This window comes from Aminobacter sp. Piv2-1 (assembly GCF_037625995.1).
Classification (GTDB): domain Bacteria; phylum Pseudomonadota; class Alphaproteobacteria; order Rhizobiales; family Rhizobiaceae; genus Aminobacter.
This window is the reverse complement of sequence record NZ_JARKMU010000014.1, coordinates 138,351-162,593: the sequence shown is the minus strand read 5'-3', so window position 1 is coordinate 162,593 and position 24,243 is coordinate 138,351. Positions and strand designations below refer to the sequence as shown.

The following is a 24,243-nucleotide window of genomic DNA, read 5'->3' as shown; positions in this document are numbered from 1 at the left end:
CCACCAGGCAACGAAAAACGGCCGGGCAATGCCCGGCCGTTGTGTTTACGACACGCTCTTAAGGCTTCCCGTCAGCGCGTATGGCAGGCCAGGATGGCATCGCGGTCGAGATAGCCGATCACGGTGCCGTCCGGCGCCTTGACGTCCAGGCCAGGGAGATTGCTATCTAGGATGCACGCCAGCGCGACATGCAGGTTGGCGTCCGGTGCGATCGGGATCCCCACGGCAGTTGAGCGCGGCGCCGTCATCACGCTGGCGACATTGATCAGGCTGAGCCGCTTGATCGTCCGGTCCGGCCCGAGGAAGTTCTTGACGAACTCGCTGGCCGGATTGGCAAGGATCGCCTCGGGGCTGTCGTATTGCAGCAACTGGCCGTCGCGCATGATCGCGACCCGGTCGCCCATCTTGATCGCCTCGTCGATGTCATGCGTGACGATGACGACGGTCTTGCTGACCTTCTTCAGGATCTGCCGGAACTCGTCCTGCAGGCGGACGCGGGTGATCGGGTCGATGGCGCCGAACGGTTCGTCCATCAGCATGATCGCCGGATCGGCCGCCAGGGCCCGGGCGAAGCCGACGCGCTGCCGCTGGCCGCCCGAGAGCTCGTGCGGAAGACGGTTGCGCATTACGGCCGGATCGAGGCTGACGAGTTCGAGCAACTCGTCGATGCGTCGATCCGTCTTCGCCTTGTCCCAGCCCAGCAGGCGCGGCACCGTGGCGATGTTCCGGGCGATCGTCATATGCGGGAACAGGCCGACCTGCTGGATGACGTAGCCGATGGTCCGGCGCAGCTGCTTGGGGTCGGCATTGGCAACGTCGTTGCCGTTCACGATAACCCGTCCGCGGGTCGGGGTTTCCAGGCAGTTGATCATCCGCATGGTGGTCGTCTTGCCGCAGCCCGACGGGCCGATCATGGCGACGGTCGTGCCCGCTTCGATGTGAAGGTCGAGATTGTCCACCGCCGGGCGATTGCTGCCGGCAAAGTTCTTGGTCACATGTTCAATTCGTATCATCTTAAATATCCGTAATCCGCTGTCAGCGCCGGTAGGAAACGCTGCGTTCGAGCCAGCCGAACGCCAGCTCCGCAAAGATCGCGAGAAACGCGATCGGGATGGCCCCCACGAGGAGCCGCGGCATGTCCATGATGGCAATGCCGGCATTGATGAAGTCGCCCATACCGCCTCCGCCGATGAAGGAAGCAAGCGCGGCTCCGCCGATCACCTGGATGGCCGCCGTGCGGACGCCGGAGAGGATCGAGGGGACGGCCAGCGGCAACTCGATCTGCCAGAGGATCTCCGCCCGTCCCATGCCCATGCCGTTGGCGGCGTCGAGGACGGCCGGGTCGACTTCGCGTATGCCGATGATGGTGTTGAGCAGCAAAGGCGGGACGGCCAGCACGACGAGCGCGATCACCGATGGCCAGAGCCCGATGCCCATGATCGGCATGGCCGCCGCCAGGATGGCAAGACTTGGGATCGAGCGCGCGGCGCCGGCGACGTTGATCGTCACGAACGCCGACCGGGGCGACCGCGCCACGGCAATCCCCACGGGAAGGGCGATGGCCAGCGCGATGCCAAGCGAAATCAGGCTCATCACCATGTGGCGGTTGAAGGCACTGGTGAACGTGCCCAGATTTGCGGCGATCCACTGAAAGGCTTCGACGACGATCATCAGGCTTGCCTCCCGTTGCGGCGGCGAAGCGCCTTTTCCAGCGAAGTCAGAAGAAAATCCGCGGACAGCGCCAGGACCGAGGTCATGAGCCCGCCGGCGATGATCTTCTCGGGGAAGCGCTGGTCGATGCCCTGGAAGATGATGACGCCGAGGCCGCCGGCATTGATGTAGGCGGCGACCGTGGCGATGCCGATGACCGTCACCACGGCGATGCGGATTCCGCCGACGATATACGGCATCGCCAGCGGCAACTCGACCTCCCAGATCCGGCGCACTGTCCCGTAGCCCATGCCGTGCGCCGCCTCGAGGATTTCATGCGGGATCGACTGGAAGCCCGTTCCGATGTTGCGGACCAGGATCATCAGCGAATAGGCGGCGAGGCCCAGGATCGCCGGTGCCGCCCCGATGCCCATCGCGGGGATGAGCAGGGCGAACAAGGCGAGGCTGGGAATGGCAAAAAGGATGCTCGTCACGAGAATGATGGTGGTGAAGGTCTTCGGGCGCCTTGATGCCCAGATGCCGACGGCGAGCGAAATCACCAAAGCGATCCCCACCGAGGAGAAGACCAGATACAAATGCTCCATCAATGCTTCGAAGAGCCGGGGGATGTTCTTTGGAACCCAAGTCAAAACGTTGCTCCTACCTGTCGGGCGTCTGGGTAGGACCGCCCGCTACCTCTGCCGTTTCATTAACACGGCCCGTTCCGCATGCTCCTGGCGTCACCATGCCGCAAGCCTCCGGTCGACCGCTTCCGCGCGCTCGGCAAGGATCCCGTAGTCGGCCATTTCGGGAAGCGCGAACCGCGCCAGGCCGAGCTGCCGCAGCAGCGCGCGTCCGTCCTCCAGCTCATGGGCCCGCAGCAGCGCCTGCCGCAGGGCGGACACCATTTCGGCCGGCGCACTGGGCGACGAGACCAGCGGCGGACAGGGCGTCGGCTCCGTCGTGGCCACGATCCGCAGTCCCGCCACGGTATCAGGCTCGTGCATGGCCATGAGCTCGTAGGCATAGGCGTCGATGGCGCCGACCTCGATGCGCCCGCTGCGCAGCGCCTCAACGACGCCGGTGGGGTTGAGCAGCGGTCCGACCGTGCGCCGCTCGGGCGCCTTTCCGGACAGGAGATCTGCGAGGAAACCGCGCGGCGCGTTGTAGCCGGATTGGGAATCCCGCACCGTCCAGCCCCAGGTCGCAGCCGCCAGCCCCGAGGCCAACTTTAGCGGTCCATCGGCGGCCACGACGATATGGCTGGCATAATAGGGGCGCCCGCCGGCCCAGGATGCCTGCGCCACCGGTGCTGCCAGGATCGTGGGACGCTCCGCGTCCCACCAGCGCGACAGCGGATAGCCGCACATGAACACGGCCCCCATGTCGGGCCGTTCCCAGAGTTCGGACAGCGGTGCGGGCGAGGCGTGGGCGACGATGTCGAGTGCCACCCCAGCCTGTCCGCCCAGCCACACGAACAGGTCGTCCCAGCGGGCGCGGACGCCCGGCGAGACATTGTACATTCGCGAACAGGCGATGAGTTTGGCGTCGTTCATGATCGGGTTAGGCAAAACGGAGTTTCTGGCCGACATTCATGCGCTGCGCCTTCGCGACGATCGCAGCGCCCAGCGCCACGTCCGTGCTGCTCAGCCCGCGATGCCAGAACAGGATCGTCTCGTCGTCGCTCTCACGGCCCGGCTTGGCGCCGCAGACGATCTCGCCCATCTCGGCGTGCAGCGTCTCGAGCGTCACCTTGCCCTCGTCGACATGGCGGCGCAGCGCGCCGAAGGGGCGGCCGGGCTGGCACTGGCCCCAGTCGTCGACGACGACCTTGTCCATGATGTCGGTGAGATCGAACTCGAGCGCGCTCATCGTCCCGTAGGGAACCACGAAGGCGCCCTTCTTCACCCAGCTGGTCTTGAACAGCGGCGCGGGCTCGGGCAGGCGGCTGGCCTCGACCATGATGTCGGCGCCCTTCAGGCAGTCCTCCCAGTTGTCGGTCACGATGATCTTCTTGCCGAGGTCCTTCGACAGACGGGCAGCGAAGCTCTCGCGGCTTTCAGGGCGGCGCGAATGCACCCGGATCTCGTCGAAATCGAACAGATGGTCGAGCAGGCGGATGTTCCAGTAGGACGTGCCCCGGGCGCCGACATGGCCCAGGATCTTGCTGTCCTTGCGCGCCAGGTGCTTGGCGCCGAGCGCGGTGATCGCGCCGGTGCGCATGTCGGTGATGGCCGTGGCGTCGATGATGGCCCTGGGCATGCCGGTGCGCGGATCGAACAGGTTCAGGACCGCCAGTTCCGAGGGCAGGCCGACCTTGTAGTTGTCGACGAAATCCCCGACCACCTTCACGCCGGCGAAGTCGAGCGGCTTCACGTAGCCCCTGAGGACGTTGAAGTGTCCCTTGTCGGAGCTTTCCGGAACGAGATGAACCCTGGGCTCGATCACCGTCTCGCCGCGCCCCTGGGCGGCCAGCGCTTCCGACACCGCTTCGAGGATTTCGTCGTTGGTCAGTTGCAGCGCCTTGGTGTCCAGGGCGTTGATGTAGTCGATCCAGATTTCCTGCATGTCCTGTCTCTTCAGTTCAGTTCGAATGGAACTTTGGGCTCCAGGCCGTCCCGGGCGAAGCCGGGAAGGCGGATCGGAATGCTGCCGTCATGCCGGGCGCAGCCCAAGGGAGGGCCGTTGCCGGGCTGGTCGAGGACGACCCGGCCCGGAGATCGCCCGGCTTTCGGTTGTCGGTGCGGCGCGCCAGCTCCGGCCGGGGATCTGTCCCGGCCGGAAGAGTGGCCATGGCCTAGTCGAGCAGGCCCTTGTCCTTCAGGAAGGACACGGCGACGTCGCGAGGCTCCTCGCGGTCGTTCTCGACGCGGGCGTTGAGGGCGCGCATGGTGGCGTTGTCGAGTTTCGGGCCGATGGCTTCGAGCAGTTCTGCGATCTTGGGATTGGCGTCGAGCGTCTGCTGGCGCACGACCGGGGCGACGTAGTAAGGCGGGAAAAGCCCCTTGTCGTCTTCCAGCGGGACGAGGTTCTGCTGCTCGATCTGCCAGTCGGTCGCCGAGCCGTTCGACACATCGATGTCCTTCTGCTGAAGTGCGTCATAGCGCAGGCCGAGCTTGGCGAACTGCTTGAATTCCTTGAATTCCGCGCCATAGACCCGCTTCAGGCCGGGCAGGCCGTCCTTGCGGTCGGGGAATTCCGGTCCGCCGCCAAAGACCATCTCGCCGGAGACCTTGGCAAGATCGGAGAGGCTCTTGAGGTTCTTCTCCTGCGCCGTTTCGCCCCGCACGACGATGACATAGCCGTTGTTGATGCCGGTGGGCTTCAGCCAGTTGAGCTTGAACTCCTTGGCATAGAAGTCCTTGACCTGGTCATAGACCTTCTGCGCATCGGTCGACACCTCGCCCTTGACCACCGCCGACAGCGCCGTGCCGGTGTATTCCGGGTAGAGATCGATCTGGCCTGTGGTCAGTGCCTGGTGGGCGATCAGGGTTCCGCCGAGATTGATCTTGCGCTCCACCTCGAAGCCGGCGTTCTCCAGCACGGCCGCGTACATTTCGGCCAGGATGAACTGCTCGGTGAAGTTCTTGCTGCCGACCTTGATCGGTTCCGCCGCGGCCGGCTGAAGCGTCGCGGCGGCAATGGCGATGGTTGCGGCAATGGCTTTGGTGGTCCAGTTTTTCATTATCATTTCCTCCATTGATAGTGATTGTCGGTTGAATGGCTGTCGGATCGGTTCGATGGCTTGCTTGGGTTCGGTCCTTCGTCGTTCGGCACGGGTTGGAAGTGCGGGATCAGCCTCTCGCCGCCGGGGCGGAATGCGCGATCGCGTCGGCAAGGCGCGTGAAGTCCGGCCCTTGCGCCCGGTCCTCTCCGAGCGGCTCGACCAGGCTGCGGACGAAGCGGTAGGCAGCGCCCGACCCTGACCCGAGCTGGTCCGGCAGGCCCCTGAGATCCGTCGCCTGGGCGGAGGCGACGAGTTCGATCGCCACCAGGTAGCGCAGCCGCTCGACGATCGCCGCGGTCTTGGCGAGCACCCGCGGCGCCATCGAAGCCTGGTCCTCGACCCCGTCGGCAACGGGTATGGGGGTGAGGGAGACCGGTGCGGCGAGGTGGCGGATTTCCGCCTCCAGGGCGGAAACCGTCTTCTGGACGGTGGCGAAGCCGGCGCGGTTCTGGCCCATCGTGGTGAGGAAGCGGGGGAGGTCCGACATGCCGGGCGACATGATCTTCATGGTCCGGTAAGCCGTCGCGGCGGCGCAATGCGCCAGCGCCTGCCCCAGCCGCTCCCAGGCGAGCACGAAGGCCGTCAGGTCGAAATTGGCATGCGACAGGATGAGCCCTTCCGAGGCCAGCACCACGGGATTGTCGCCCGAGCTGGAGAGTTCGATCAGCGTTGCTTCCCTGGCCTCCGCAATGGCATGCGACAACGCTCCCCACACCTGCGGCGCGCAGCGATAGCTCAGCGGATCCTGCAGGCGCCGCGCGGCGCCCTCCTCCAGAAGCGAGCTTCCCGCAAGGATCTCGCGCAGCCGCGCCGCCACGGCGCGCTGGCCGAAGGCGGGACGCGCCGCAAGCGCGCGGTCGTCGAACGCAGTCGTGTTGGCGCGGAAGGCTTCGAAGTTGAGCGCGACGGAAAGCAGCGACCAGTCGAACAGGCGGTCGACGTCATGGACGAGCAGGCAGGCCTGGGACACCGAAAGGCTGTTGGCGACGACGAGCGCATGGCCGTCCTTCGGCCCGAGATCGAGCGGCTCCAGCCCGGCCCTTTTCAGCGCTTCCAGGGCAGGCATCACCTCGCCGCCGAACTCGGCCTCGCCGTAGCCGAGAAGCGCGCGCCCCATATGCGCGAGCGGCGCGAGGTCGGCCGCGCCGATCGAGCCGAGCGACGGCACCACCGGATGGAACCCTGCGTTCAACGCAGCGACCATCGACTTGACGATGCGCGGCGAGACGCCCGAGCCGCCCGCCGCCATGCCGGCGAGCCTGACGGCCATCATCGCCCTGACCGCTTCGCGCGGCAGTGCTTCGCCGACGCCGACGGCGCGCGCCTGCGGCACCCTTATCTGGAAGGTGACGAGGTCGTCGGCCTCGAGCCGGGTATCGACGCCGGCACCGAGCCCGGTCGTCAGGCCATAGGCAGGCAGGTTGAGTTCGGCATAGCGGTCGACGACGGCGCGGGCCGCGACGATGCGCTGCTCGACCTCGGGCGAGACCTCGATGCGGGCATCAATGCGCGCTATGGCGACGATGTCCTCGATCGTCGCCGGAGGGGTCTTCAACACCACGGTTGCCGGCGCGTTGGTCATGCTGTCGTTGCTTTCTGCCGGAGGCTGACGCCGTCCGTCTTCGTTGGCTTGGGCGTCGAGGCGAAGCTTCTCGGCCGGATAGGGAAATTGCTTGGTCATGCGAGCCTCGCCACGCCGTTATCGAGAACCGTGACGCCCCGCGCCGGGGCGATGCACCGGAAGCGGATGTCCTGGCCGGTGCGCCACATCTGGAATTCCAACGTGTCCCCCGGAAACGCCGGTGCGCTGAAGCGGGCGGCAAGCGCGCCGAGCGCGGCAAGGCCTGACGTTGCCGCCATGCGCGAGATCGCGTAGCCGGCATGTCCGAAGGTGCACAGCCCGTGCAGGATGGGTCGGCGGAACCCGCCTTTTTCGGCCGCTGCCGGATCGACATGCAGGGGGTTGAGATCCCCGTTCAGCCGGTAGAGCAGTGCCGCGTCCTCGGCGACGGCCAGTTGCAGCGAGGCATCGGGCGACCCGTTCGGAACCGGCGGAAGCGGCTCGGGCGGCCTGCCCGCGGAGCCACAGCCGCCATCGCCCCGGCAGGCGTTGGTCTGCACGATCGATGCCACCGGCTCGCCGGTCGCCTCGACCGAGACCACGCGTTCGAATGCAGCGAACATGCCCTTGCCGACGCCGCGATCGACGACCGACAGGCTGCGCGAGCGCGACACCAGCGGCGTATCGAGCGGCATCGGGCGATGCACGGTCAGGCGATGCTCCGCATGCACGACCTGGCTCCAGTCGACGCCCACCTGCTTCATCCACGGGCCCGAATGCGCCACGACATTGGCCAGCGTCGGCGCAGGCACGAGGTCCGCCTCGTAGAGATAGCCGAGATGCGACGGGTCCAGCGGCTCCGTGCCGTATCCCACCGACAAGGCATAGAGGATCGCATCCCTGGCCGTGACCGTCTGGCGGGTTTCGGGGATGGCGAAATCCAGGATCGAAGCGGCGGGAATGCTCACGAACCGCCTCCCGTGCCCGTCGCCCGCTTGCGCACGCCGCCGCCGAGCCGCACCCCGCCATCGACCGAAAGCAGTTCGCCGGTGATGAACTCGGCGCCCTCGACCAGCCAGACCACGGCGCCGGCGACATCTTCCGGCGTGGCGACACGGCCCAGCGGCGCCTGGTCGGAAAACCGCTGCGCGAGCGCCGCATAGGCTTCCGTGCCGAGCGTCTGGCGCATCCAGCGCGTGTCGATCACACCCGGGCAGACCGCGTTGACCCGGATGTCCGGCCCGCATGTGCGCGCCAGCGCCATGGTCAGCGCATTGAGCGCTCCCTTCGAGGCCGTATAGGCGAGAGAGCTGCCGCCGCCCGTGAAGGCCACGTTGGAGGAAACGTTGACGATGGCGCCGCCACCATTGGCTCGCATCGCCGGGATCGCCGCCCTGCACATCTGGTAGGCGCCGATGACGTTGACCGAGAACACATCCTGGAAATCGCGCGCCGACAGGGTCTCCAGATCAAAGGGATCCGACTTCACCGTCATGGCGGCGTTGTTGACCAGCGCGTCGAGGCGACCCCAGCGGTCGACGACCGCGCCGACCATCGCCCGGCAGGCGCCGTCGTCGGCGACGTCGCCCTGGACCACGATGACCTCGGCGCCCAGCGCCCGGCAGGCATCGGCGGTCTCGTCGGCTTCCGCCTTGCTGCGATTGTAGTTGACCGCAACGCGCGCGCCTCGTTCGGCAAACTGCCGGACGCAGGCCGCGCCGACGCCGGTGGCCGAACCCGTGACGATGACCGCAGCCTCGCGAATGTTCATGCGGCGAAATCCTTCATTGCGCCCGGCGCATAGAGGCGGGCATCCATGGTGACGAGACGGTCGGCGATCGTGACGCCTTCCGGCAGCCGTTCGATGACGTGCTTCCTGACGTCGATGCCGGGCGCGACTTCGGTGAGGGTGAGCCGGCCGTCCAGTACCCTGAACACGGCCCGTTCCGTCACGACGATCTGCTGCTGGTCGGCAGGCGCGAAGGCCGGGTCGGAGCTGACCTGCGCCACCTGGTCGACGATCTTGCACAGCCGCCCGTCGGTGGCGATGTCGAGCCTGCCGTCGCGTATGTCGATTTCCGCGCCGCCGTTCGAGAACGACCCGACATAGACGATCCGGCGCGCGGTCTGGGAGATGTTGGTGAAGCCGCCGACGCCGACGATCGACTTGCCGAAGCGGCTGACATTGACCGCGCCTCGCACATCCACCTCGGCCATGCCGAGGAAGGCGATGTCGAGGCCGCCGCCGTCGTAGAAGTCGAACTGGGATGCCTGCGGGATGATCGACGAAGGGTTGATCGCCGCGCCGAAGGACAGTTCCTCGGCGGGGACGCCGCCGATGACGCCGGATTCGATCGTCACCGTATAGCCGTCGAGGCCCTCTTCGCTGGCGATGCGGCCGATGCCGGCCGGGATGCCGATGCCGAGGTTGATGACCGGGCGGTCGAGCCCGAGAAGTTCCTGGAAGGCGCGGCGCTGGATGACCTTGTCGACCGACAGCGGCAGCGGTTCGAGGCTGCCCGCGGCGGTTTGCAGCCGGCCGGTGTAGGACGCATTGTCGGTCTCCCCGAAGCTGACCCCGTGCTGGGCGGGATCCTGGCAGACGACCACATAGTCGACCAGGGCGCCGGGAATGCGCACGTCGCCCGGCGCCAGCGAGCCCCGCCGGGCGACCTGCTTGACCTGCACCATGACGATGCCGCCGGAGTTGCGTCCCGCCTGCGCCATTGCCAGCACGTCGAGCGGGAAGGCTTCGTCCTCGAGCGTTATGTTGCCGTCCTCGTCGGCGGTCGTGCCGCGCAGCAGCACGCAGTCGAGCGGCATGGACGGATAGAGCAGCCAGTCGCGGCCGCGCAGCGAGACGCGCTCGACCATCGCTTCGCCGGTCGAGGCGTTCATCCGTCCGCCGCCGTTGACCGGGTCCATGAACGAGCCGAGGCCGATATGGGTGATGACGCCCGGCTGGCCGGCGGCAATCGCCCGATACAGCTGGGCGATGACCCCCTGGGGCCAGCAATAGGCTTCGATCTTCTCTTCGAGAGCGAGGTTGCCGAGCCGCGGCGTGCCGCGCCAACCGCCGGCGATGACGCGCTTCACCAGCCCTTCATAGCCGAAGTGGCCCATGCCACGGGTCTTGCGGTCGCCGGTGCTGGCGGCAAAGAGCAGGGTCAGGTCGCGAGGTCCGGCTTCGGCGAGGAACCTGTCCTCGACCGCGGCGGTTATAGCTTCGGGATGGCAGCACCCTCCGAACCCGGAGACAGCAACGGTCATCCCGTCGCGCAGCCGATCGGCTGCCTCACGGGCAGTTATGATATGCATCGGTTCCCCTGGAATTCTTCTAATATGTATAGACAAGCATAGGTTCCGGCCGCTGAGAAGTCCCTATGACCTAAGGTCAAGGTGTATATGTTTTGGGATATCCCAAAATTCTGAAATCGGCGTAGGATATCTATCCTCTCGATCTGCGCCATGTAAGATTACAAAGCAAAATCAATATCTTAATCGACAGCATCGAGCAGTGCACCTTCAGCCTGCGTCGCAATCAGATGTTCTGTTTCGAATTCCTTAGGCGGCTCGCATTGCCGCTTTTCAGTGCTGCAGGGAGCCACCGACGTTCGCGCTAAGACCGGGCTGAACCGAAGTCACAGACGCCTCGTCGTCCGACACCGGAAGGCCTCTCGCACCCGCACGGCACGACGCGAACTTGTCAGCGCCGGGACGTCGCTTCGGCACCGGTGGTCGGCTTCGTCGCCCCGTCGGCAACGATCAGTTCGCGAAACGCCTCGCTCGCGCGGGTGCGGTGTCTTTCGCGGTGGCGAATGAGGCTGAAGGCGCGCGACGGCAGTTCCAGCGGCATGGTGACCAGCCGTCCGGCGCTCACGCCCGCCTGCGCCACGGTCTCGGAGACCGCCGTGGCGAACTGCCCGGCCTCGACGGCCGCGCAGATGGCTTCGTTGGACGGCAGCTCGATGGCGATGCGCAGGTCGTCGGGGCTCAGCCCGCAGCCGCGCAACGCTCCTTCGAAGCTGGACCGCGTGCCGGACCCCGGCTCGCGCAGGACCCATTCGGTCTGGCCCAGATCCCGGGGCAGGACCGGCGGCCGTAGCGTCCAGGGATGTTCGCGGCCGACGACGATGACGAGCCGATCGGTCGCGATCAGTTCGACCGACACCGACGGCTCGTCGATGGTGCCTTCGATGAAGCCGAGATCGGCCGCGCCCGCCATCACCGCCCTGGTGCATTGCGCCGTGTTGCCGACCTCCAGCCTCAGGTCGATCTGCGGGTAGCGGTCGTAGAAGCGGACGAGCAAGCGGGGCAGCCAGTAGCTGGCGATCGTCTGGCTCGCGAACACGGTGAGCGTGCCGCGCCTGATACCGCTGAGGTCCGCCATCGCCGTCTCGGCGGCCCGCACCCGGGCGAGAATGGCCTTGGCCTCCTCGGCAAGCGCCTTGCCCGCCTCGGTCAGTTCGATCCGGCGGCCGACCCGATGGAAGAGCTTGACGTCGTGCCGGGTCTCCAGCGCATTGATCGCACCGCTCACCGTCGACTGCGTCAGGTTCAGCGCTTCCGCCGCGCGCGTCACATGTTCCCGCTCCGCCACCGCGAGGAATATCCGAAGCTGGTCAAGCGTCACGTCGCGCCTCTTTGCCTTTCCACTCGCCTGCAGTTTCATCGCCCGGCGTCGGCGAGCCGCCTCGATCACGGCGCCATGTTGACGAGCAGCAGGCCTACGACGGCAATGAACAAAGAGGCAATGGCCGAGAGAAGCAAGGGCCGGAAACCGCGTTGTCTGAGCTTGGTGAAGTTCGTGCCCAGTCCGAGCGCGCCCATGGCGGCCGTCAGAAGCACGGGCGTGGCCGACACGATCGGCGCACGGACCTGGTCGGGCACGAGGCCGGAGCTGTTGAGCAGCGCAAGCAGCAGGAAGCCGACAATGAAGACCGGCACCATCTGCACCCCGGCCTGGCGGCTCGAGCGATCGCTTGCGGGCCGCGCCACGAAGACGGCGAGGCCGATGACCAGCGGCGCCAGCATCATCACCCGTGCGAGCTTTGCCACGACGGCGGTCTGGCCGGCCACCTCGCCGCCCTGGAACCCGGCCCCCACCACCTGAGCGACCTCGTGGACCGACAGGCCGATCCACAGGCCGTAGGCCTGCGGCCCGAGGTCAAGGACAGCCTGCATGAAGGGATAGAGGAACATCGCCATCGTGCCGAACAGCGTGATGCAGGCGACTGCATAGGAAACGTCCGCATCGTCGGCCCGGGTGACCGCGTTGGCGCCTGCGATGGCGGAGGCGCCGCAGACCGAGGTGCCGGCCGCGAGCAGCAGGGTGAGCCTGCGGTCGACACCCAGCATCCGGCCTGCCCAGACGGTGAAGAAGAAGGTCAGGAGCAGGGCCGCCGCGGCATAGGCCAGCCCCCTGATCCCGATCCCGGCCAGCTGCCCGAATGTCAGCTGCAGGCCGAGCAGGGCGACCGCCAAGCGCAGCAGGCGCTTGCCCGCAATTGCTATTCCGGCATTTGCGGCGCTCGAAAAGCCCACCGTGTTGGCAAACAGCATGCCCACGAAGATGGCCGAGATCATCGGGCTGAGGGTCGAAAAGAACGGCAGTTGCCGCAGCCCATATGCGGAGGCCGTGATGATCGCGACGAGAACGAGACCCGGCGCGTAGCTCGCGACCGCGCTCGTTTTGGGCGGGGCAATGACAACGGAGGAATGGGTCATTTTCGCTGCATCCGAATGTGACTTCATTTCGACGCAGCATTAGGAAAAATATTCGCAAACCTCCAATTGGATTGGAAGATCGTTCTAATCGCCATTTCCGAATGATCCGGCCGACAGAAACCGCTGCAGCAGGGGAGTCTACTGGCCAGGGCCGACCGGCCGATGCTGTTTCGCCGCTTCGCCGTAGCCCAGCCCCGCGAGCACCTTCAGAACCGCCCGGGCGGTCTGGCGGCTGCTTTCGTTCTTGCCGCTGACCAGCCAGTACGGCAGGGCAAGCTCGGACGGCAGCGGGATCTGGCGCAGGTCGCCGCGGATGCTGGCGACCGATTCCGACGGCAGCACCGAAACGGCCCCGTGGCGGAGGACGAGGTTGAGGATGACGGGCATCGAATCGACCTCGATCACCCTCAGCCTGTCCAGCTCTGCCTCGGTGAGGATTTCGGCGAGCAGCCGATTGATGATCTGGCGCAGCCCGCTCCTCGGGCTCGGAACGGCGATGGATGAGCCCAGGACGATCCTGGCCAGGTCATCCCTGCCCTCGGTCGGTCCGATGACATTCGATTGACCGACGAGCGACAACGGCGACCTGGCGATCAGGTAGCCGTCGAAATCCGTCGGCACGGTGACGCTGTTCAGGAACACCGCATCATAGGTGCCGCTCTTCAGCCCGGTGATGAGCCCCTCGGTCGTCGTGCTGGCGACCAGAAGGGGCTGACGGGGCTTGTCGTTCATCCATGCCGAGACAAGCGAGGCAAGCAGGGTGGCGACGAAGCTGTCATGGCCCATCGGGATGATCGAGCCGAGCCTGATGGTCGCGGCACTGCGGCGCGAGCGTCCGGCCGCGGCATGCGCGAGTTCGTTCCAAACGGCTTCGAGCGCGCGGGCCGACCTGGCCAGCCGCTTTCCCGCCTCCGTCATCGTCGAGCCGCCCACATGGCGATTGAGCAGGCGGCAGCCGAGCGTGGACTCCACATGCGCGATCTGGCGGGCGAGCTGGGGTTGCCCCAGTCCGAGAGACTTGGCCGCCCGCCGAATGCTGCCGGTCTCCGCGACATGGGCGAAGCGGGCCAGCGCGCTCAGGCTCAGCGACACGTCGTGCCGGCTGCGGCTGCCGATCGCCATGATCTCCTCGACGTGGTCGGCGAGCTGCTTGATTGAAGGCGACAGCCTTTCCGCCTCGAGGGTGAGCACGACGCTCGTCCCCGCCTTCTGCACCAGCGGGACCGAGATCTGGGTCTCCAGCCGGTCGATCGCCGCGGCAATGCTCGAAACCGGCTTGCCCATGACCCGGGCAGTGCCGCGAATGCTGCGTTCGCACATCACCTTGTGGGCGATCAGAAGCGTCGACGTGTCCATGTCCTGATCTGTCGCTTCCCGTAGTTGCGAGCGTGTCTGTCAGCGCAGCGGGCCGGCCGCCGCCTTGGACTCTTGCAATAGCGAATGCCGGAAATCCAGCTTCGATCGGCGGCCCGTGCTTGGACGGATCGCAATTTCGGCTTGAGTTTCTCGCGCCCGTCAACTAGGTAGCAGCCACCAGGCCGGGCCCCTCTGGCAGTCGATCACGGCTGCGATGTCGGACTGGAATTGCAATCCGGTGGCCTGGCTTTGACGTCTCTCGATCTTCAGCACCCTGGCATGCGCGCTTTCCGGCGCGCTTGAACAGGTCTGCGAGCCACGCCGCCCCAGCTGACGCAAAGGGTGCCGTATGACAGAATTCTTCACTCCCGAAGCTCTAACCGCTCTCTTCCAGGTCATCATGATCGACCTGGTGCTGGCGGGCGACAATGCCATCGTTATCGGTCTCGCCGCCGCGGGACTTCCCAAGGACCAACGCGCAAAGGCGATCCTCATCGGGATCATCGCCGCCACCGTGCTGCGCATCGGCTTCGCCGCCGCGACCACCCAGCTCCTCCAGATCGTCGGACTGCTGCTTGCCGGCGGCGTGCTGCTGCTTTGGGTATGCTGGAAGATGTGGCGCGAACTCCAACACAATCACGCCGCGGAGACCCAGGCGGTCGAAGCGCTCAATGAAGAGGACCTCGATCGTGACGGCATGGTCGCGGGCACTGCCCCGCGCAAGACCTTTGCCCAGGCGGCCTGGCAGATCGTCATCGCCGACGTCTCCATGTCGCTCGACAATGTGCTCGCGGTTGCCGGTGCCGCGCGCGACCACCCCAATGTCCTGATCTTCGGCCTGGTGCTGTCGATCGCGCTGATGGGCATCGCCGCGAGCTTCATCGCCAACCTTCTGCAGAAGTACCGCTGGATCGCCTATGTCGGCCTTCTGATCATACTCTACGTGGCCGGCGAGATGATCTATCGCGGCACACTCGAGATCATGCCCTACATGACGGGCGCCTGACAAAAGCCAAACGGGCCGGATTTTTCCGGCCCGTTTTCATTCCGAAGCTTCTCCCTTGCTTCAGGAGAAGCCATCGAAGCTCGGTCAGGCGGCCTTGCCGTCGGGCATGTCGGCAAAGGAGCGCACCGTCATGATCGCGCCGTCGAGCGCGGCCCCTTCGGCGTCCTTCAGCGCTGCCTCCCGCAGCCTCGCGATCCACGCCGCGGCATCGTCGCGCCCGCGCAGCATCTGAAGGCAGCCCAGCACTCGGTCGAACTTCGACTGTCCCCTGGCATGGGTGTCCGAATAGCCCTTGATCAGGCGCCGGCATTTCAGCACCTCGACGCCGAGGTCGTAGTCGGCCTTGGCTTCGCTCAGTGCCAGGTCCAGCCACGCCTCCAGATGCGCCGTCTCAACCCTGTGGCGGAGCAGCGCGCGGCGCCAGCGGCGCATTCCCCCGACCAGCCAGAGCATGCCGAAGCCGAGCATGCCGTCGGTCCTGATCCTGCGTCCGCGGTCGACGAAGCGGTTGAGCCCTTTCATCAGGGCGGGACGGGCCTCGATCGCCGCACCGAGCGTGGCTGGCAGCGCGCCACAGATCTCTTCCATGCGCGGATGGAAATATTCGGTCGTCATCAGCGTCTGGTCTTTGCCGAGATGCACTTCGCGGCGCACCCGTTCGGCCCGCGACGACCGCGTCTTCAGATCGGCGACGCGGATGATGTCGTCATAGACCATGGCGTTAGCGACATATTTCGCCGCCTCGTGCGTCAAGGCGTAGCCGTGCACGGAGGAATCGGCCTTCGCCACCGTCTCGAGCCTGTCGAGATACTCCATGCCATAGGCCGGATCGAGGAAGTCGACGACCTTGCGCAGGCCGTGCCCCGCCATCTCGTGCACAGGCTCGGGCAGCTTCTCCAGGCGGCGCTCGAGCGCCAGCCACCTGTCACGCAGCCCGGCAGGCCCAACAACCGCCGGGGCGGCCGGCGGCAACTGCTCGGCTTCCGGCGGCGGACCGGCCAGCGTCCGATCATAGGCAAGGGCGAAGGCAACCAGGCTCGCCTTGGCGCCACGCCCACCACTGCTGATCGTCGCCTCGAACGCCTCGCGCGGAAACGGCAGCTCGCCCGAGCCGGCCAGCGCGCCGAACAGGCTTGCCGAGACCACGCTGCCGGCCTGCCGTGCCATGCTCTCCATGTCGAAATGGATGAAGCGGCGGGCCGCTTCCTCCGCCCGCTTCAGCACAATCTCGCTGTCGGCGCGGCCGTCGCCGGGAACAATCTTCTCGGACACGGCGAGCATGCGGTGGCTGGAGGCGATGAGCGTGGTCCTGTCCTGCGTGACGAAGCCGCGCAGCACCGCCCGCCCCGCTTCGGCAAGCTCCGCGGAGATGAGGATGTCGACGTCGCCTGGCGCCGGGCTCAGCGCCAGCACCGGACTGGCGTCGGGCCGGGCCGGATCCTTCCGCATCATCTCGACATAGTAGATGGTGGCGCCGGTGCGCTGCGCGACGCCGGCGACCGAGGTGGACTGGACATGCCAGCCGCAGCGCTGGGCAAGATCGGTGATCCAGTTGGTCAGCACGCCGCCGCCCTGGCCGCCGACGGCGAGGACCGCGAGCTTGATGATGGCGCGCGTCGTGTCCGCGCCCTCGGCGAGCCCGAGCCTCATGCGGATACTCCTTCGAACACCAGCCGGCCGCGCTCGCGCCATGCCTGCAGCGCCCTGATGACGCGCCGGCGCAGGCCGAACGCGAACCGGTCCCATGCCGTGGGATTGGACACGACGTCAGCCTGGTAGAAGGACGGGCACAGCACTGCGGCATCCGCCACCTCGCCGCAATTGCCGCAGCCGACGCAGTTTTCGTCGATCGCCGCCACCGGATCGTCGCGCAGCGGATCGTCGAGCTGCTTGACCGAAAGCGACGGGCAGCCGGAAAGCCGCATGCAGGCGTGGTCGCCGGTGCAGACGTCCTCGTCCACGCCGAACTTGGTCTTGGTCATGCGCTTGCCCTCGGCGATCGCCTGCTTGTGCAGGGGGCCCTCGCGCCGCTGCCGGTTCAGCATGCATTCCGACGAGGCGACGATCACCTTGGGCCCGCGCTCCTCGGTGGTGAGCGCCTCCTTCAGGGTGCTGCGCATCACGCCGACATCGTAGGTGCGCTCGACATGGCGGATCCACTTGACCCCCATGCCCTTGAGCGCGTCGGTGATCGGGTGTTTCGTCGACTTGGTCCTGTTGCTCGCCCGCGACGACAGGATGTCCTGCCCGCCTGTGGCGGCCGAATAGTAGTTGTCGACCACGACGATGACGCCGTCGTTCTTGTTGAACACGGCGTTGCCGACCGACGAGGTCAGGCCGTTGTGCCAGAAGCCGCCGTCGCCGACGAAGGAGATCGAGCGGCGCTTGGCGTCGGGCGCGTTGAAGGCCGAGGCCGAGGCCGGCCCCAGCCCGTAGCCCATGGTGGTGGCGCCGAGCTCGAACGGCGGCATGATCGAGAACAGGTGGCAGCCGATGTCGGAGGCGATGTGGTGCTTGCCGAGTTCCTGCTCGGCGAGCTTGGTCGCCGCGAAGATCGGTCGTTCCGGGCAGCCGACGCAGAAGCCCGGCGGGCGCGTCGGCACGGTCTTCGCAAGGTCCTCGAATATCGGCGGAGCCGGCATGTTGGGCGCCCTGACCTCGGGCGCGAGCAAATCCGCGGCATGCTTGCGCAGGAACGAGCCGATGCCCGCGAGCATCACGTCGCCCGTATATTCGCCGGCCATGGGCAGGATGCCCTTGCCCTCTAGCCTGACGGTTGCGCCGGCCTTGTAGAGCATGGCGCCCAGCGCCTGCTCGATGTAGTCCGGCTGGCCTTCCTCGATGACGAGCACGGCCTCCTTGTCGGCGCAGAACGCCACCAGGTCGTCCGCTACCAACGGATAGGTGACGTTCAGCACATGCAGCGGCACGTCCGTCTCGCCATAGGCATCGGCGAGGCCCAGCCGCTGCAGCGCCCGGATGACGCCGTTGTACATGCCGCCCTGCATGATCAGGCCGACCTTGCCGTTGCCGCCGAAGGTCTCGTTCAGCCCGTGGCGTCTGATGTAGTCGATCGCCGCGGGCAGGCGCTTGGTGATCTTCTCCTTCTCGTGCAGGAAGGATGCCGGCGGTAGCACGATGCGCCGGGTGTCGCGGCGCGGGTTCTCCAGCGCCTCGGCGACGGTCATCGCCGGGCGCACATTGTCCTTGGTCACGAACGAGCCGTTGACGTGGCAGCAGCGGATGCGCACCTGCAGCATCACCGGCGTGTTGGAGGCCTCGGACAGTTCGAAGCCATGCTCGACCGCCGCGACGATCGAGGGCAGGTTCGGCCGTGGATCGAGCAGCCAGACCTGGCTCTTCATGGCGAAGGCATGGCTGCGCTCCTGCATGATGGAGGAGCCTTCGCCATAGTCCTCGCCGACGATGATGAGCGCGCCGCCGGTCACCCCGCCGGAGGCGAGGTTGGCCAGCGCGTCGGATGCGACATTGGTGCCCACCGTCGACTTGAATGTCGCGGCCCCGCGAATTGGATAATGCACCGATGCCGCCAGCATAGCCGTGGCCGTCGCCTCGGACGCGCTCGCCTCGAAATGCACGCCGAGTTCGCCGAGGATTTCCTGCGCGTCGGCCAGCACGTCCATCAGATGGCTGATCGGGGCGCCTTGGTAGCCGCCGACATAGCCGACGCCGCATTGCAGCAGCGCCTTGGTAATGGCGAGGATACCCTCGCCGGTAAACACCTCGCCATCGCCCAGCTTGAGCTTCTCGACCTCCTTCGCAAACGATCGTTCAGCCATGGGCCAGCTCCTCAGAAATCATGCTTCTTGATGTTGTTGAGCACCTTCTGCAGGGTCGCGACGAAGGCGGCGTGCTCGGCCGCGTCGATACCGGCGAACATCCGGTTGTAGCTCTGGCGCATGGTCGGCCACAGGCTTTCGAAGGCTGTGCGTCCCGCCTCGGTGATCGAGACGCGGATGGCCCGGCTGTCCTCCTGGTCGGGCGTGCGCCGCACCAGGCCGTCGGCCTCGAGCGCGTCGAGCGCGCGGCTGAGCGTCGACTGCTCGACCACCGCATAGACCGCGAGACGGCCGACGAGCAGCCCGTCGACGACCGAAAGCACCGCCAGCGTGCGCATCTTCGGCGTCGTCAGCCCGAGTTTCGCCAGGTCCTCCCGCAGAGAGGCGTTGTAGCGTCCCATGATGCGGTTCATCAGATAGGGCGCAAACTGCTGGAGGCCGATCTCGCCAAGGCGGGGGCCTTCGTCGTTTTCGCTCGAAATGATGTGCTCGTTCATCAGGTCTTCCTTCGCGGCCGGTCTGCCCGCGGCGAGTCTTCGCCGCGGATCTGCGATACAGAGCACGACCGCCGGTCATCGCCAACGGTCGGCCCGATCAATCCACCGGCCCTGCAACTTGCGCCAGACCAACGAGGCCCGCGACCTCGAACCGCGCCAGCCTCGCCTAGCCCCTGGGCACCAGCGCCAGCGCGCGCACCGGGCTGCCGGTGCCGCGCACGATCTTCAGCGGCGCGGCGACGAGGATCGCTCCCTTCGGCGGCAGCTTGTCGAGGTTGCACAGGCTCGCCAGCCCATAGCGATTGGCCTTGTGCATGAGGTTGTGCGCCGGAAACGGCGGCTGCATCCCGCCGGCCGCACCCGCATCGGTGCCGATGCACTGGGTGCCCCAGCCGATGGCGCCGCGCTCGACGATGTATTCGATGCAGTCGACGGTCGGTCCGGGCGAATGCGGCCCCTTCGCGTCGACATTGAGGAACGCCGCTTCCGAATCGTTGCGCTTGTCCCAGTCGGTGCGCATCAGCACCCACTCGCCCTTGCCGATCGCGCCATGCTCGGCCTCCCAGGCGCGAACGCCGTCGGCGCTGAGCAGGAAATCGTTGTCGGCCGCAGACTGGGCCGAGCAGTCGATGACGTTGACCCGGGCAACATAGTTATGCACCGGGATCGTGTCGGTATAGCCGTCGGAATAGTCCTTGCCGGTGATCCAGTGATGCGGCGCGTCGAAATGCGTGCCCGAATGCTCGCCGATCTTCAGCCAGTTCCATGCCCAGAACGGCCCCTTGTCGTCATATTCGGAGATCGTGTGGACTTCGATCTTGGGCGTATCCACCGCAAGCTCCGGCGGCAGCTTGATCAGGGGCGTGTCCGGCCCGAGCGGCGCCGTCAGATCGACGACCTCGACCCGTCCGCTCAGAAGCAGTTGCCCGAGATTGTCGAGAGTGGCTGCGGCTGCAGTCATTTCCAGTCCTCCGTTTGATGGCGCCTGGCCTTGGCACGGATCCACCGTCCGCGCCGGCCACGCCCGCTCTTCCCGAACAAGAGACTAGACGGATTTAGTTGCATATGCAAATATCATTTCCGAGGACAAGCAGAAACATGACCTAGGCCTGCCACCGAAGCGAGGATGTGGCGCCCCTGTTTCCATGACTGGCGCAGCAGCCGGCGGGAAACCTTGGAGCCCGGGATCATGAATGGGAGGGATATAAAGGCCGGACGGGATCGAAGCGACTAGGTCGGCACATGTCGGGAGGTGCCGGCATGTCAGCCCCGCTCTCAGCTTGGCTAAATTTACTTGCAAATGCATATTAATGATCACCGAAGCTCCAGCGCCTCGGCGACCATGGAAAACCCGCCTCGATATCCGCCGAAACGGAACGATGGGGCACAACCGGAGGAGTTTTGAAATGAAGCTTTCCAGCGCAGTCGCTGGGTTTGCGATGGCCCTCGCGATGGCGATCGCGGGGCCCGTCGGCGCCCAGGAGAAGATCGTCGTCGGCGCCTACCCCGCCAATCCGCCATGGGAATTCAAGTCCGAAACCGGCACGTTCGAGGGCTATGAGATCGACGTCGCCACTGAGGTCGCCAAACGCCTCAACCGTCCGGTCGAATTTCAGGACATGGGCTTCCAGGCGCTGTTCGCCGCCACCAGCTCCGGCCGCATCGACTTTGCGATCTCCTCGATCTCGGTCACCAACGAGCGCCTGAAGAACCAGTCCTTCACGCAGCCCTACTACGACAGCGACGGCACCGTCGTCGGCCGCGAGGGCACGTCCATCGCATCGCTCGAGGATCTCAAGGGCAAGGTGATCGGCGTGGTCGCCGGAACCACCGGCGAAGCCTGGGCCAAGGAAAACAAGGACAAGCTCGGCATCGCCGACATCACCAGCTACAACGCCCAGCAGGACCTGCTGCTCGACGTCCAGAACGGCCGCATCGACGGCGGCGCGGGTGAACTCGCCGGCTTCCAGTACGCCATGACCAAGACGCCGGGCCTGAAGGTGCTGGTCCGCATCCCGACCGGCGAACGCTTCGCCATGATGTCGCGCAAGGACCATCCCGCCGTCGGCGAAGCCAACGAGGCGATCTCGGCGATGAAGAAGGACGGCACGCTGGCCGCCATCCACAAGAAGTGGTTCGGCGTCAATCCCGACCAGGGCACCAGCACGGTGACCGACATGCCGCTGCCCAAGGCGGAATGACCGCGCCGCAGCGTCCCACAGCCACTCAAACGACGCACCGGTCCGCCGGTGCGCCCCTAACCGGGCCTTGCCATGGAACTGATCAACACGTTCTTCAACTGGGAAATCCTCGTCAGGTCCTTCCCGATGCTGCTGCGCGGCGTCAGCAACACCTTGCTCCTGGGCTCTGCGAGCATCGTCCTTGGCGGCGTGGCCGGGCTTTTGGTGTGCCTCATGCGGCTCTATGGCCCCAGGCCGGTTCGGCTGATGGCGATCGCCTATATCGACGTGCTGCGCGCCATGCCGATCCTGGTGCTGCTCATCCTGATCTACTACGCGTTGCCCTTCGTCGGCATCCGCTTCTCGTCCTTCACCTCCGCGACGCTCGCCTTGTCGCTGGTCCTCTCCGCCTTCACCGCCGAGGTCTGCCGCGCCGGCATCGAGAACGTTCCCAAGGGCCAATTCGAGGCGGCCTCGGCCCTCGGCCTCGGATTCTGGATGGCCATGCGCAAGGTGATCCTGCCGCAGGCGCTGCGCGTCGTGGTTCCGCCGCTGACCAGCAACGCCGCCTCGATCTTCAAGGACACGGCCCTCGCCTCCGTCGTCGCCATGCCGGACCTGCTCAAGCAGGCCACTGATGCTCAGGCGCTGATGGCCAATCCCACGCCGCTCATCGGGGCGGCGATCATCTATCTCGCCTTCCTGCTGCCACTGGTCCGTCTGGTCAGCTACCTGGAAGAGCGCGGCAAGCAGCAGCTGGCCGCGCGCTAGAGTGTCCGCGTTCGAAGGATCACAGGCAATGAATGCTCCCAACCCGGCGAACGGCGACGGCTACTTCCTCTACCACTCCATCGGCATGTACCCGGGCAAGGCCGAGGACATGACCGCGGCCCTCGCGGCGTTCTCGTCGAGTTGGGGCACCTTCGACGACAGCCAGTGGACGCAGGCGCTCGGCCGGCGGCAGCAGTTTATCGATCGCTGGAGCAGCCTCATCGGCGCGCCCAGGGGCACGCTGACAACGGCCGAGAACGTCACCACTGCGCTCTACAGCCTGATTGGCTCTTTGCCCGCGCATCATCTCGCCGGCCGCAAGCTGCTGGTCGCGGCCGATTGCTTCCCAAGCCTGCATTTCCTGCTTGCCGGCCTGGCGCCGCGCCTCGGCTTCACGCTTGAAACCGTGCCGCTGCGCAGCGGCGAACACTGGGTCCGCGACGAGGACATGATCGCGGCCTGGACCGAGGAGGTCGGACTTGCGCTGATCACCTTCGTGACCTCGACGGCCTCGCATCGATGCGACCTGGAACTGCTCGTCGCCCACGGCCGCCGCATGGGCAGCCTCGTCGGCGTCGACATCACCCAGGGCGCGGGCCTCCTGCCCTTCAGGGTCGATGCGCCAGCCGTCGACTTCACCGTCTCGACCACGCTCAAATGGCTGTGCGGCACGCCCGGGGCCGGCATCATCCATGTCGCCGAGCCGCTGCTGAAGCAATGCCGTCCGGAATTGCGCGGCTGGTTCAGCCAGGAGAACATCTTTTCCTGGGACCTCGACGCGTTCGCCTATGCCGCCGACGCGCGCCGCTTCGATCACGGTACGCCCTCGGTGCTGGCCTGCGCCGGCTCGCTGCCCGCCCTCGAATGGCACGCGGCGCAGGACCAGGCGGCGATGCTCGCGCACAACCGGGCCCTCGGCGCCGAGATCATCGCCCGCGCCGACGAGCTCGGGCTTTCCCTTGCCAGCCCGCGCGACGAGCGCCGTCGCGGCGGCAGCATCATGCTCAGGCTTCCCGACTCGGCCAACACCGCCGAAATCGTCGACCGGCTGCGCGCGGACGCCGTCCATGCGGATTGCCGCGGGCGAATCCTCCGCCTGTCGCCTGGCATGATCACCACGCGCGCGGGCGTCGACCGGCTGTTCGCCCGCCTTGGCGGCCTGCTCGGCCGATAAGCGCGCCGCAGCTTTTCAGCGCGACGATTCAACGGCCATGCAAAGCCGCCTGAGCAGGCTCTGCGTGGTCGTTATGTCGGCGACCATGCCGTCGCGCGCCGCCGCGCCGTCGCGCTTGCGCAGCGCCTCGACGATGGCGCGATGGTGTTGCGACAGCGGTTCCGGCAATCCGCCCCCCAGGCGCGGCGAGATGTCGGACGACAGCATCCGCATATAGGGTCCGTGCCGCAGCCACAGCGTGTCGATGAGCTGCACCAGCACCTCGGAACCCGAGGCGCGATAGATCGCGAAGTGGAAATCCCGGTTCTTCAGCAGCATGTCGTAGACGTTGCCCGAGGCGTAGGTCGCCTCGTGCTCGGCGACGATCGCCTCCAGCGCGGCAAGCCCGCCCTGGTCGACATGCGCGGCGGCGAGTTCCGTGGCCATGCCCTCGAGCACGGTGCGCGCCCTATAGATGTCGTCGAGCCGCTCGACCGAGACCTGCGGCACCTTGGCCGAGCCGTTCGACGCCACCTCGAGCGCATTTTCGGCAGCCAGCCGTCGCAGCGCCTCGCGCACCGGCATGTGGCTGGTGCGGAACGACGACGCCAGCGCCGAGATCGTCAGGGCTTGCCCGGGATCGAAGCGCCCGCTGATCAGGGCGTTGCGCAGCTGCAGGTAGACGCCGTCGCCCATGGTGACGCGCGAGGCAACGGGCTCCAGTTGGTCGTCCAGCATCTCCGGTCCTCTGTTGCGCCGAACGGCTCCGTCGACGAAGCCGTCTTCCCTTCCGCCAACGGCTCTAGCGCAACGGC

At 66.4% G+C, this 24,243-nt stretch carries 22 protein-coding genes; 4 read left to right on the top strand and 18 right to left on the bottom strand.

Translation table 11 applies throughout. The features are described from left to right. Positions 1–71 precede the first annotated feature (71 nt). The 13 genes from AmiPiv_RS22555 to AmiPiv_RS22495 form a co-directional block, all read right to left on the bottom strand. Positions 72–1,013 (bottom strand): ABC transporter ATP-binding protein, encoded by a 942-nt coding sequence (locus AmiPiv_RS22555; protein ID WP_340041075.1) that lies wholly within the window; start codon positions 1,011–1,013, stop codon positions 72–74. Positions 1,014–1,035: 22 nt separating this feature from the next. Beyond that, on the bottom strand, positions 1,036–1,671 hold the full coding sequence (locus AmiPiv_RS22550; protein ID WP_340041073.1) for an ABC transporter permease: 636 nt from the start codon (positions 1,669–1,671) through the stop codon (positions 1,036–1,038). Beyond that, positions 1,671–2,300: an ABC transporter permease gene (locus tag AmiPiv_RS22545; RefSeq protein ID WP_340041071.1), complete on the bottom strand. Its 630-nt coding sequence runs from the start codon at positions 2,298–2,300 to the stop codon at positions 1,671–1,673. The genes AmiPiv_RS22550 and AmiPiv_RS22545 overlap by 1 nt, the downstream gene beginning before the upstream one ends. Before the next feature lie 90 nt (positions 2,301–2,390). Then, positions 2,391–3,206 (bottom strand): phosphate/phosphite/phosphonate ABC transporter substrate-binding protein, encoded by an 816-nt coding sequence (locus AmiPiv_RS22540; RefSeq protein ID WP_340041069.1) that lies wholly within the window; start codon positions 3,204–3,206, stop codon positions 2,391–2,393. Positions 3,207–3,213: 7 nt separating this feature from the next. Further along, positions 3,214–4,218 (bottom strand): ornithine cyclodeaminase family protein, encoded by a 1,005-nt coding sequence (locus tag AmiPiv_RS22535; RefSeq protein WP_340041067.1) that lies wholly within the window; start codon positions 4,216–4,218, stop codon positions 3,214–3,216. 229 nt (positions 4,219–4,447) lie between these two features. Then, on the bottom strand, positions 4,448–5,335 hold the full coding sequence (locus AmiPiv_RS22530) for a glycine betaine ABC transporter substrate-binding protein (protein WP_340041065.1): 888 nt from the start codon (positions 5,333–5,335) through the stop codon (positions 4,448–4,450). A 109-nt stretch (positions 5,336–5,444) separates the two neighbouring features. Continuing rightward, on the bottom strand, positions 5,445–6,959 hold the full coding sequence (locus tag AmiPiv_RS22525; RefSeq protein WP_340041111.1) for an HAL/PAL/TAL family ammonia-lyase: 1,515 nt from the start codon (positions 6,957–6,959) through the stop codon (positions 5,445–5,447). Between the two features lie 95 nt (positions 6,960–7,054). After that, entirely contained in the window at positions 7,055–7,906 is an 852-nt protein-coding gene (locus tag AmiPiv_RS22520) for a MaoC/PaaZ C-terminal domain-containing protein (protein ID WP_340041063.1), read from the bottom strand. Beyond that, on the bottom strand, positions 7,903–8,709 hold the full coding sequence (locus AmiPiv_RS22515; RefSeq protein ID WP_340041061.1) for an SDR family NAD(P)-dependent oxidoreductase: 807 nt from the start codon (positions 8,707–8,709) through the stop codon (positions 7,903–7,905). Before AmiPiv_RS22515 ends, AmiPiv_RS22520 begins: the two co-directional genes overlap by 4 nt. After that, positions 8,706–10,256 carry an acyl CoA:acetate/3-ketoacid CoA transferase gene (locus AmiPiv_RS22510; protein WP_340041059.1) on the bottom strand — a complete coding sequence of 517 codons (1,551 nt, stop codon included), beginning with the start codon at positions 10,254–10,256 and terminating at the stop codon, positions 8,706–8,708. Before AmiPiv_RS22510 ends, AmiPiv_RS22515 begins: the two co-directional genes overlap by 4 nt. 388 nt (positions 10,257–10,644) lie before the next feature. Then, positions 10,645–11,571, bottom strand: a complete 927-nt coding sequence (locus AmiPiv_RS22505) for a LysR substrate-binding domain-containing protein (RefSeq protein WP_340041057.1) — start codon at positions 11,569–11,571, stop codon at positions 10,645–10,647. A 65-nt stretch (positions 11,572–11,636) separates the two neighbouring features. Next, entirely contained in the window at positions 11,637–12,665 is a 1,029-nt protein-coding gene (locus AmiPiv_RS22500; protein WP_340041055.1) for a YeiH family protein, read from the bottom strand. A 138-nt stretch (positions 12,666–12,803) separates the two neighbouring features. Beyond that, a complete protein-coding gene (locus AmiPiv_RS22495; RefSeq protein WP_340041053.1) occupies positions 12,804–14,021 on the bottom strand; it encodes a LysR family transcriptional regulator in 1,218 nt (405 codons plus the stop codon). Between the two features lie 349 nt (positions 14,022–14,370). Here AmiPiv_RS22495 and AmiPiv_RS22490 point away from each other — a divergent pair, with 349 nt between their 5' ends. Then, positions 14,371–15,027 (top strand): TerC family protein, encoded by a 657-nt coding sequence (locus AmiPiv_RS22490; RefSeq protein ID WP_340041051.1) that lies wholly within the window; start codon positions 14,371–14,373, stop codon positions 15,025–15,027. 84 nt (positions 15,028–15,111) lie between these two features. On the opposite strand, the gene AmiPiv_RS22485 is transcribed toward AmiPiv_RS22490, so the two are convergent. The 4 genes from AmiPiv_RS22485 to AmiPiv_RS22470 all read right to left on the bottom strand — a co-directional run bounded on the left by AmiPiv_RS22485 (position 15,112) and on the right by AmiPiv_RS22470 (position 20,285). Further along, positions 15,112–16,677: an indolepyruvate oxidoreductase subunit beta family protein gene (locus AmiPiv_RS22485; RefSeq protein ID WP_340041049.1), complete on the bottom strand. Its 1,566-nt coding sequence runs from the start codon at positions 16,675–16,677 to the stop codon at positions 15,112–15,114. Continuing rightward, the gene (locus AmiPiv_RS22480) at positions 16,674–18,827 is read right to left on the bottom strand and encodes an indolepyruvate ferredoxin oxidoreductase subunit alpha (protein WP_340041047.1); all 2,154 of its coding nucleotides are present in this window, start codon (positions 18,825–18,827) and stop codon (positions 16,674–16,676) included. The genes AmiPiv_RS22485 and AmiPiv_RS22480 overlap by 4 nt, the downstream gene beginning before the upstream one ends. 11 nt (positions 18,828–18,838) lie before the next feature. Further along, entirely contained in the window at positions 18,839–19,324 is a 486-nt protein-coding gene (locus AmiPiv_RS22475; RefSeq protein WP_340041045.1) for a MarR family winged helix-turn-helix transcriptional regulator, read from the bottom strand. Positions 19,325–19,490: 166 nt separating this feature from the next. Beyond that, positions 19,491–20,285: a cyclase family protein gene (locus tag AmiPiv_RS22470; RefSeq protein ID WP_340041043.1), complete on the bottom strand. Its 795-nt coding sequence runs from the start codon at positions 20,283–20,285 to the stop codon at positions 19,491–19,493. Between the two features lie 445 nt (positions 20,286–20,730). Between AmiPiv_RS22470 and AmiPiv_RS22465 the strand changes: the two genes are divergently transcribed. The 3 genes from AmiPiv_RS22465 (at position 20,731) to AmiPiv_RS22455 (ending at position 23,449) form a co-directional block, all read left to right on the top strand. Next, on the top strand, positions 20,731–21,525 hold the full coding sequence (locus AmiPiv_RS22465; RefSeq protein ID WP_445206992.1) for an ABC transporter substrate-binding protein: 795 nt from the start codon (positions 20,731–20,733) through the stop codon (positions 21,523–21,525). Positions 21,526–21,597: 72 nt separating this feature from the next. Beyond that, entirely contained in the window at positions 21,598–22,275 is a 678-nt protein-coding gene (locus AmiPiv_RS22460; RefSeq protein WP_340041041.1) for an amino acid ABC transporter permease, read from the top strand. A gap of 28 nt (positions 22,276–22,303) precedes the next feature. Beyond that, positions 22,304–23,449 carry an aminotransferase class V-fold PLP-dependent enzyme gene (locus AmiPiv_RS22455; protein WP_340041039.1) on the top strand — a complete coding sequence of 382 codons (1,146 nt, stop codon included), beginning with the start codon at positions 22,304–22,306 and terminating at the stop codon, positions 23,447–23,449. Between the two features lie 15 nt (positions 23,450–23,464). Here the strand turns inward: AmiPiv_RS22455 and AmiPiv_RS22450 are convergent, their stop codons facing one another. After that, entirely contained in the window at positions 23,465–24,166 is a 702-nt protein-coding gene (locus AmiPiv_RS22450) for a GntR family transcriptional regulator (RefSeq protein ID WP_340041037.1), read from the bottom strand. Between the last annotated feature and the right edge of the window lie 77 nt (positions 24,167–24,243).

Coding starts and splice junctions, on each gene's coding strand:
- AmiPiv_RS22555 (WP_340041075.1), bottom strand. CDS start 1,013: ATGATACGAATTGAACATGTGACCAAGAACTTTGCCGGCAGCAATCGC.
- AmiPiv_RS22550 (WP_340041073.1), bottom strand. CDS start 1,671: ATGATCGTCGTCGAAGCCTTTCAGTGGATCGCCGCAAATCTGGGCACG.
- AmiPiv_RS22540 (WP_340041069.1), bottom strand. CDS start 3,206: ATGAACGACGCCAAACTCATCGCCTGTTCGCGAATGTACAATGTCTCG.
- AmiPiv_RS22535 (WP_340041067.1), bottom strand. CDS start 4,218: ATGCAGGAAATCTGGATCGACTACATCAACGCCCTGGACACCAAGGCG.
- AmiPiv_RS22530 (WP_340041065.1), bottom strand. CDS start 5,335: ATGAAAAACTGGACCACCAAAGCCATTGCCGCAACCATCGCCATTGCC.
- AmiPiv_RS22525 (WP_340041111.1), bottom strand. CDS start 6,959: ATGACCAACGCGCCGGCAACCGTGGTGTTGAAGACCCCTCCGGCGACG.
- AmiPiv_RS22515 (WP_340041061.1), bottom strand. CDS start 8,709: ATGAACATTCGCGAGGCTGCGGTCATCGTCACGGGTTCGGCCACCGGC.
- AmiPiv_RS22510 (WP_340041059.1), bottom strand. CDS start 10,256: ATGCATATCATAACTGCCCGTGAGGCAGCCGATCGGCTGCGCGACGGG.
- AmiPiv_RS22500 (WP_340041055.1), bottom strand. CDS start 12,665: ATGACCCATTCCTCCGTTGTCATTGCCCCGCCCAAAACGAGCGCGGTC.
- AmiPiv_RS22495 (WP_340041053.1), bottom strand. CDS start 14,021: ATGGACACGTCGACGCTTCTGATCGCCCACAAGGTGATGTGCGAACGC.
- AmiPiv_RS22490 (WP_340041051.1), top strand. CDS start 14,371: ATGACAGAATTCTTCACTCCCGAAGCTCTAACCGCTCTCTTCCAGGTC.
- AmiPiv_RS22485 (WP_340041049.1), bottom strand. CDS start 16,677: ATGAGGCTCGGGCTCGCCGAGGGCGCGGACACGACGCGCGCCATCATC.
- AmiPiv_RS22480 (WP_340041047.1), bottom strand. CDS start 18,827: ATGGCTGAACGATCGTTTGCGAAGGAGGTCGAGAAGCTCAAGCTGGGC.
- AmiPiv_RS22475 (WP_340041045.1), bottom strand. CDS start 19,324: ATGAACGAGCACATCATTTCGAGCGAAAACGACGAAGGCCCCCGCCTT.
- AmiPiv_RS22470 (WP_340041043.1), bottom strand. CDS start 20,285: ATGACTGCAGCCGCAGCCACTCTCGACAATCTCGGGCAACTGCTTCTG.
- AmiPiv_RS22465 (WP_445206992.1), top strand. CDS start 20,731: ATGAAGCTTTCCAGCGCAGTCGCTGGGTTTGCGATGGCCCTCGCGATG.
- AmiPiv_RS22460 (WP_340041041.1), top strand. CDS start 21,598: ATGGAACTGATCAACACGTTCTTCAACTGGGAAATCCTCGTCAGGTCC.
- AmiPiv_RS22455 (WP_340041039.1), top strand. CDS start 22,304: ATGAATGCTCCCAACCCGGCGAACGGCGACGGCTACTTCCTCTACCAC.
- AmiPiv_RS22450 (WP_340041037.1), bottom strand. CDS start 24,166: ATGCTGGACGACCAACTGGAGCCCGTTGCCTCGCGCGTCACCATGGGC.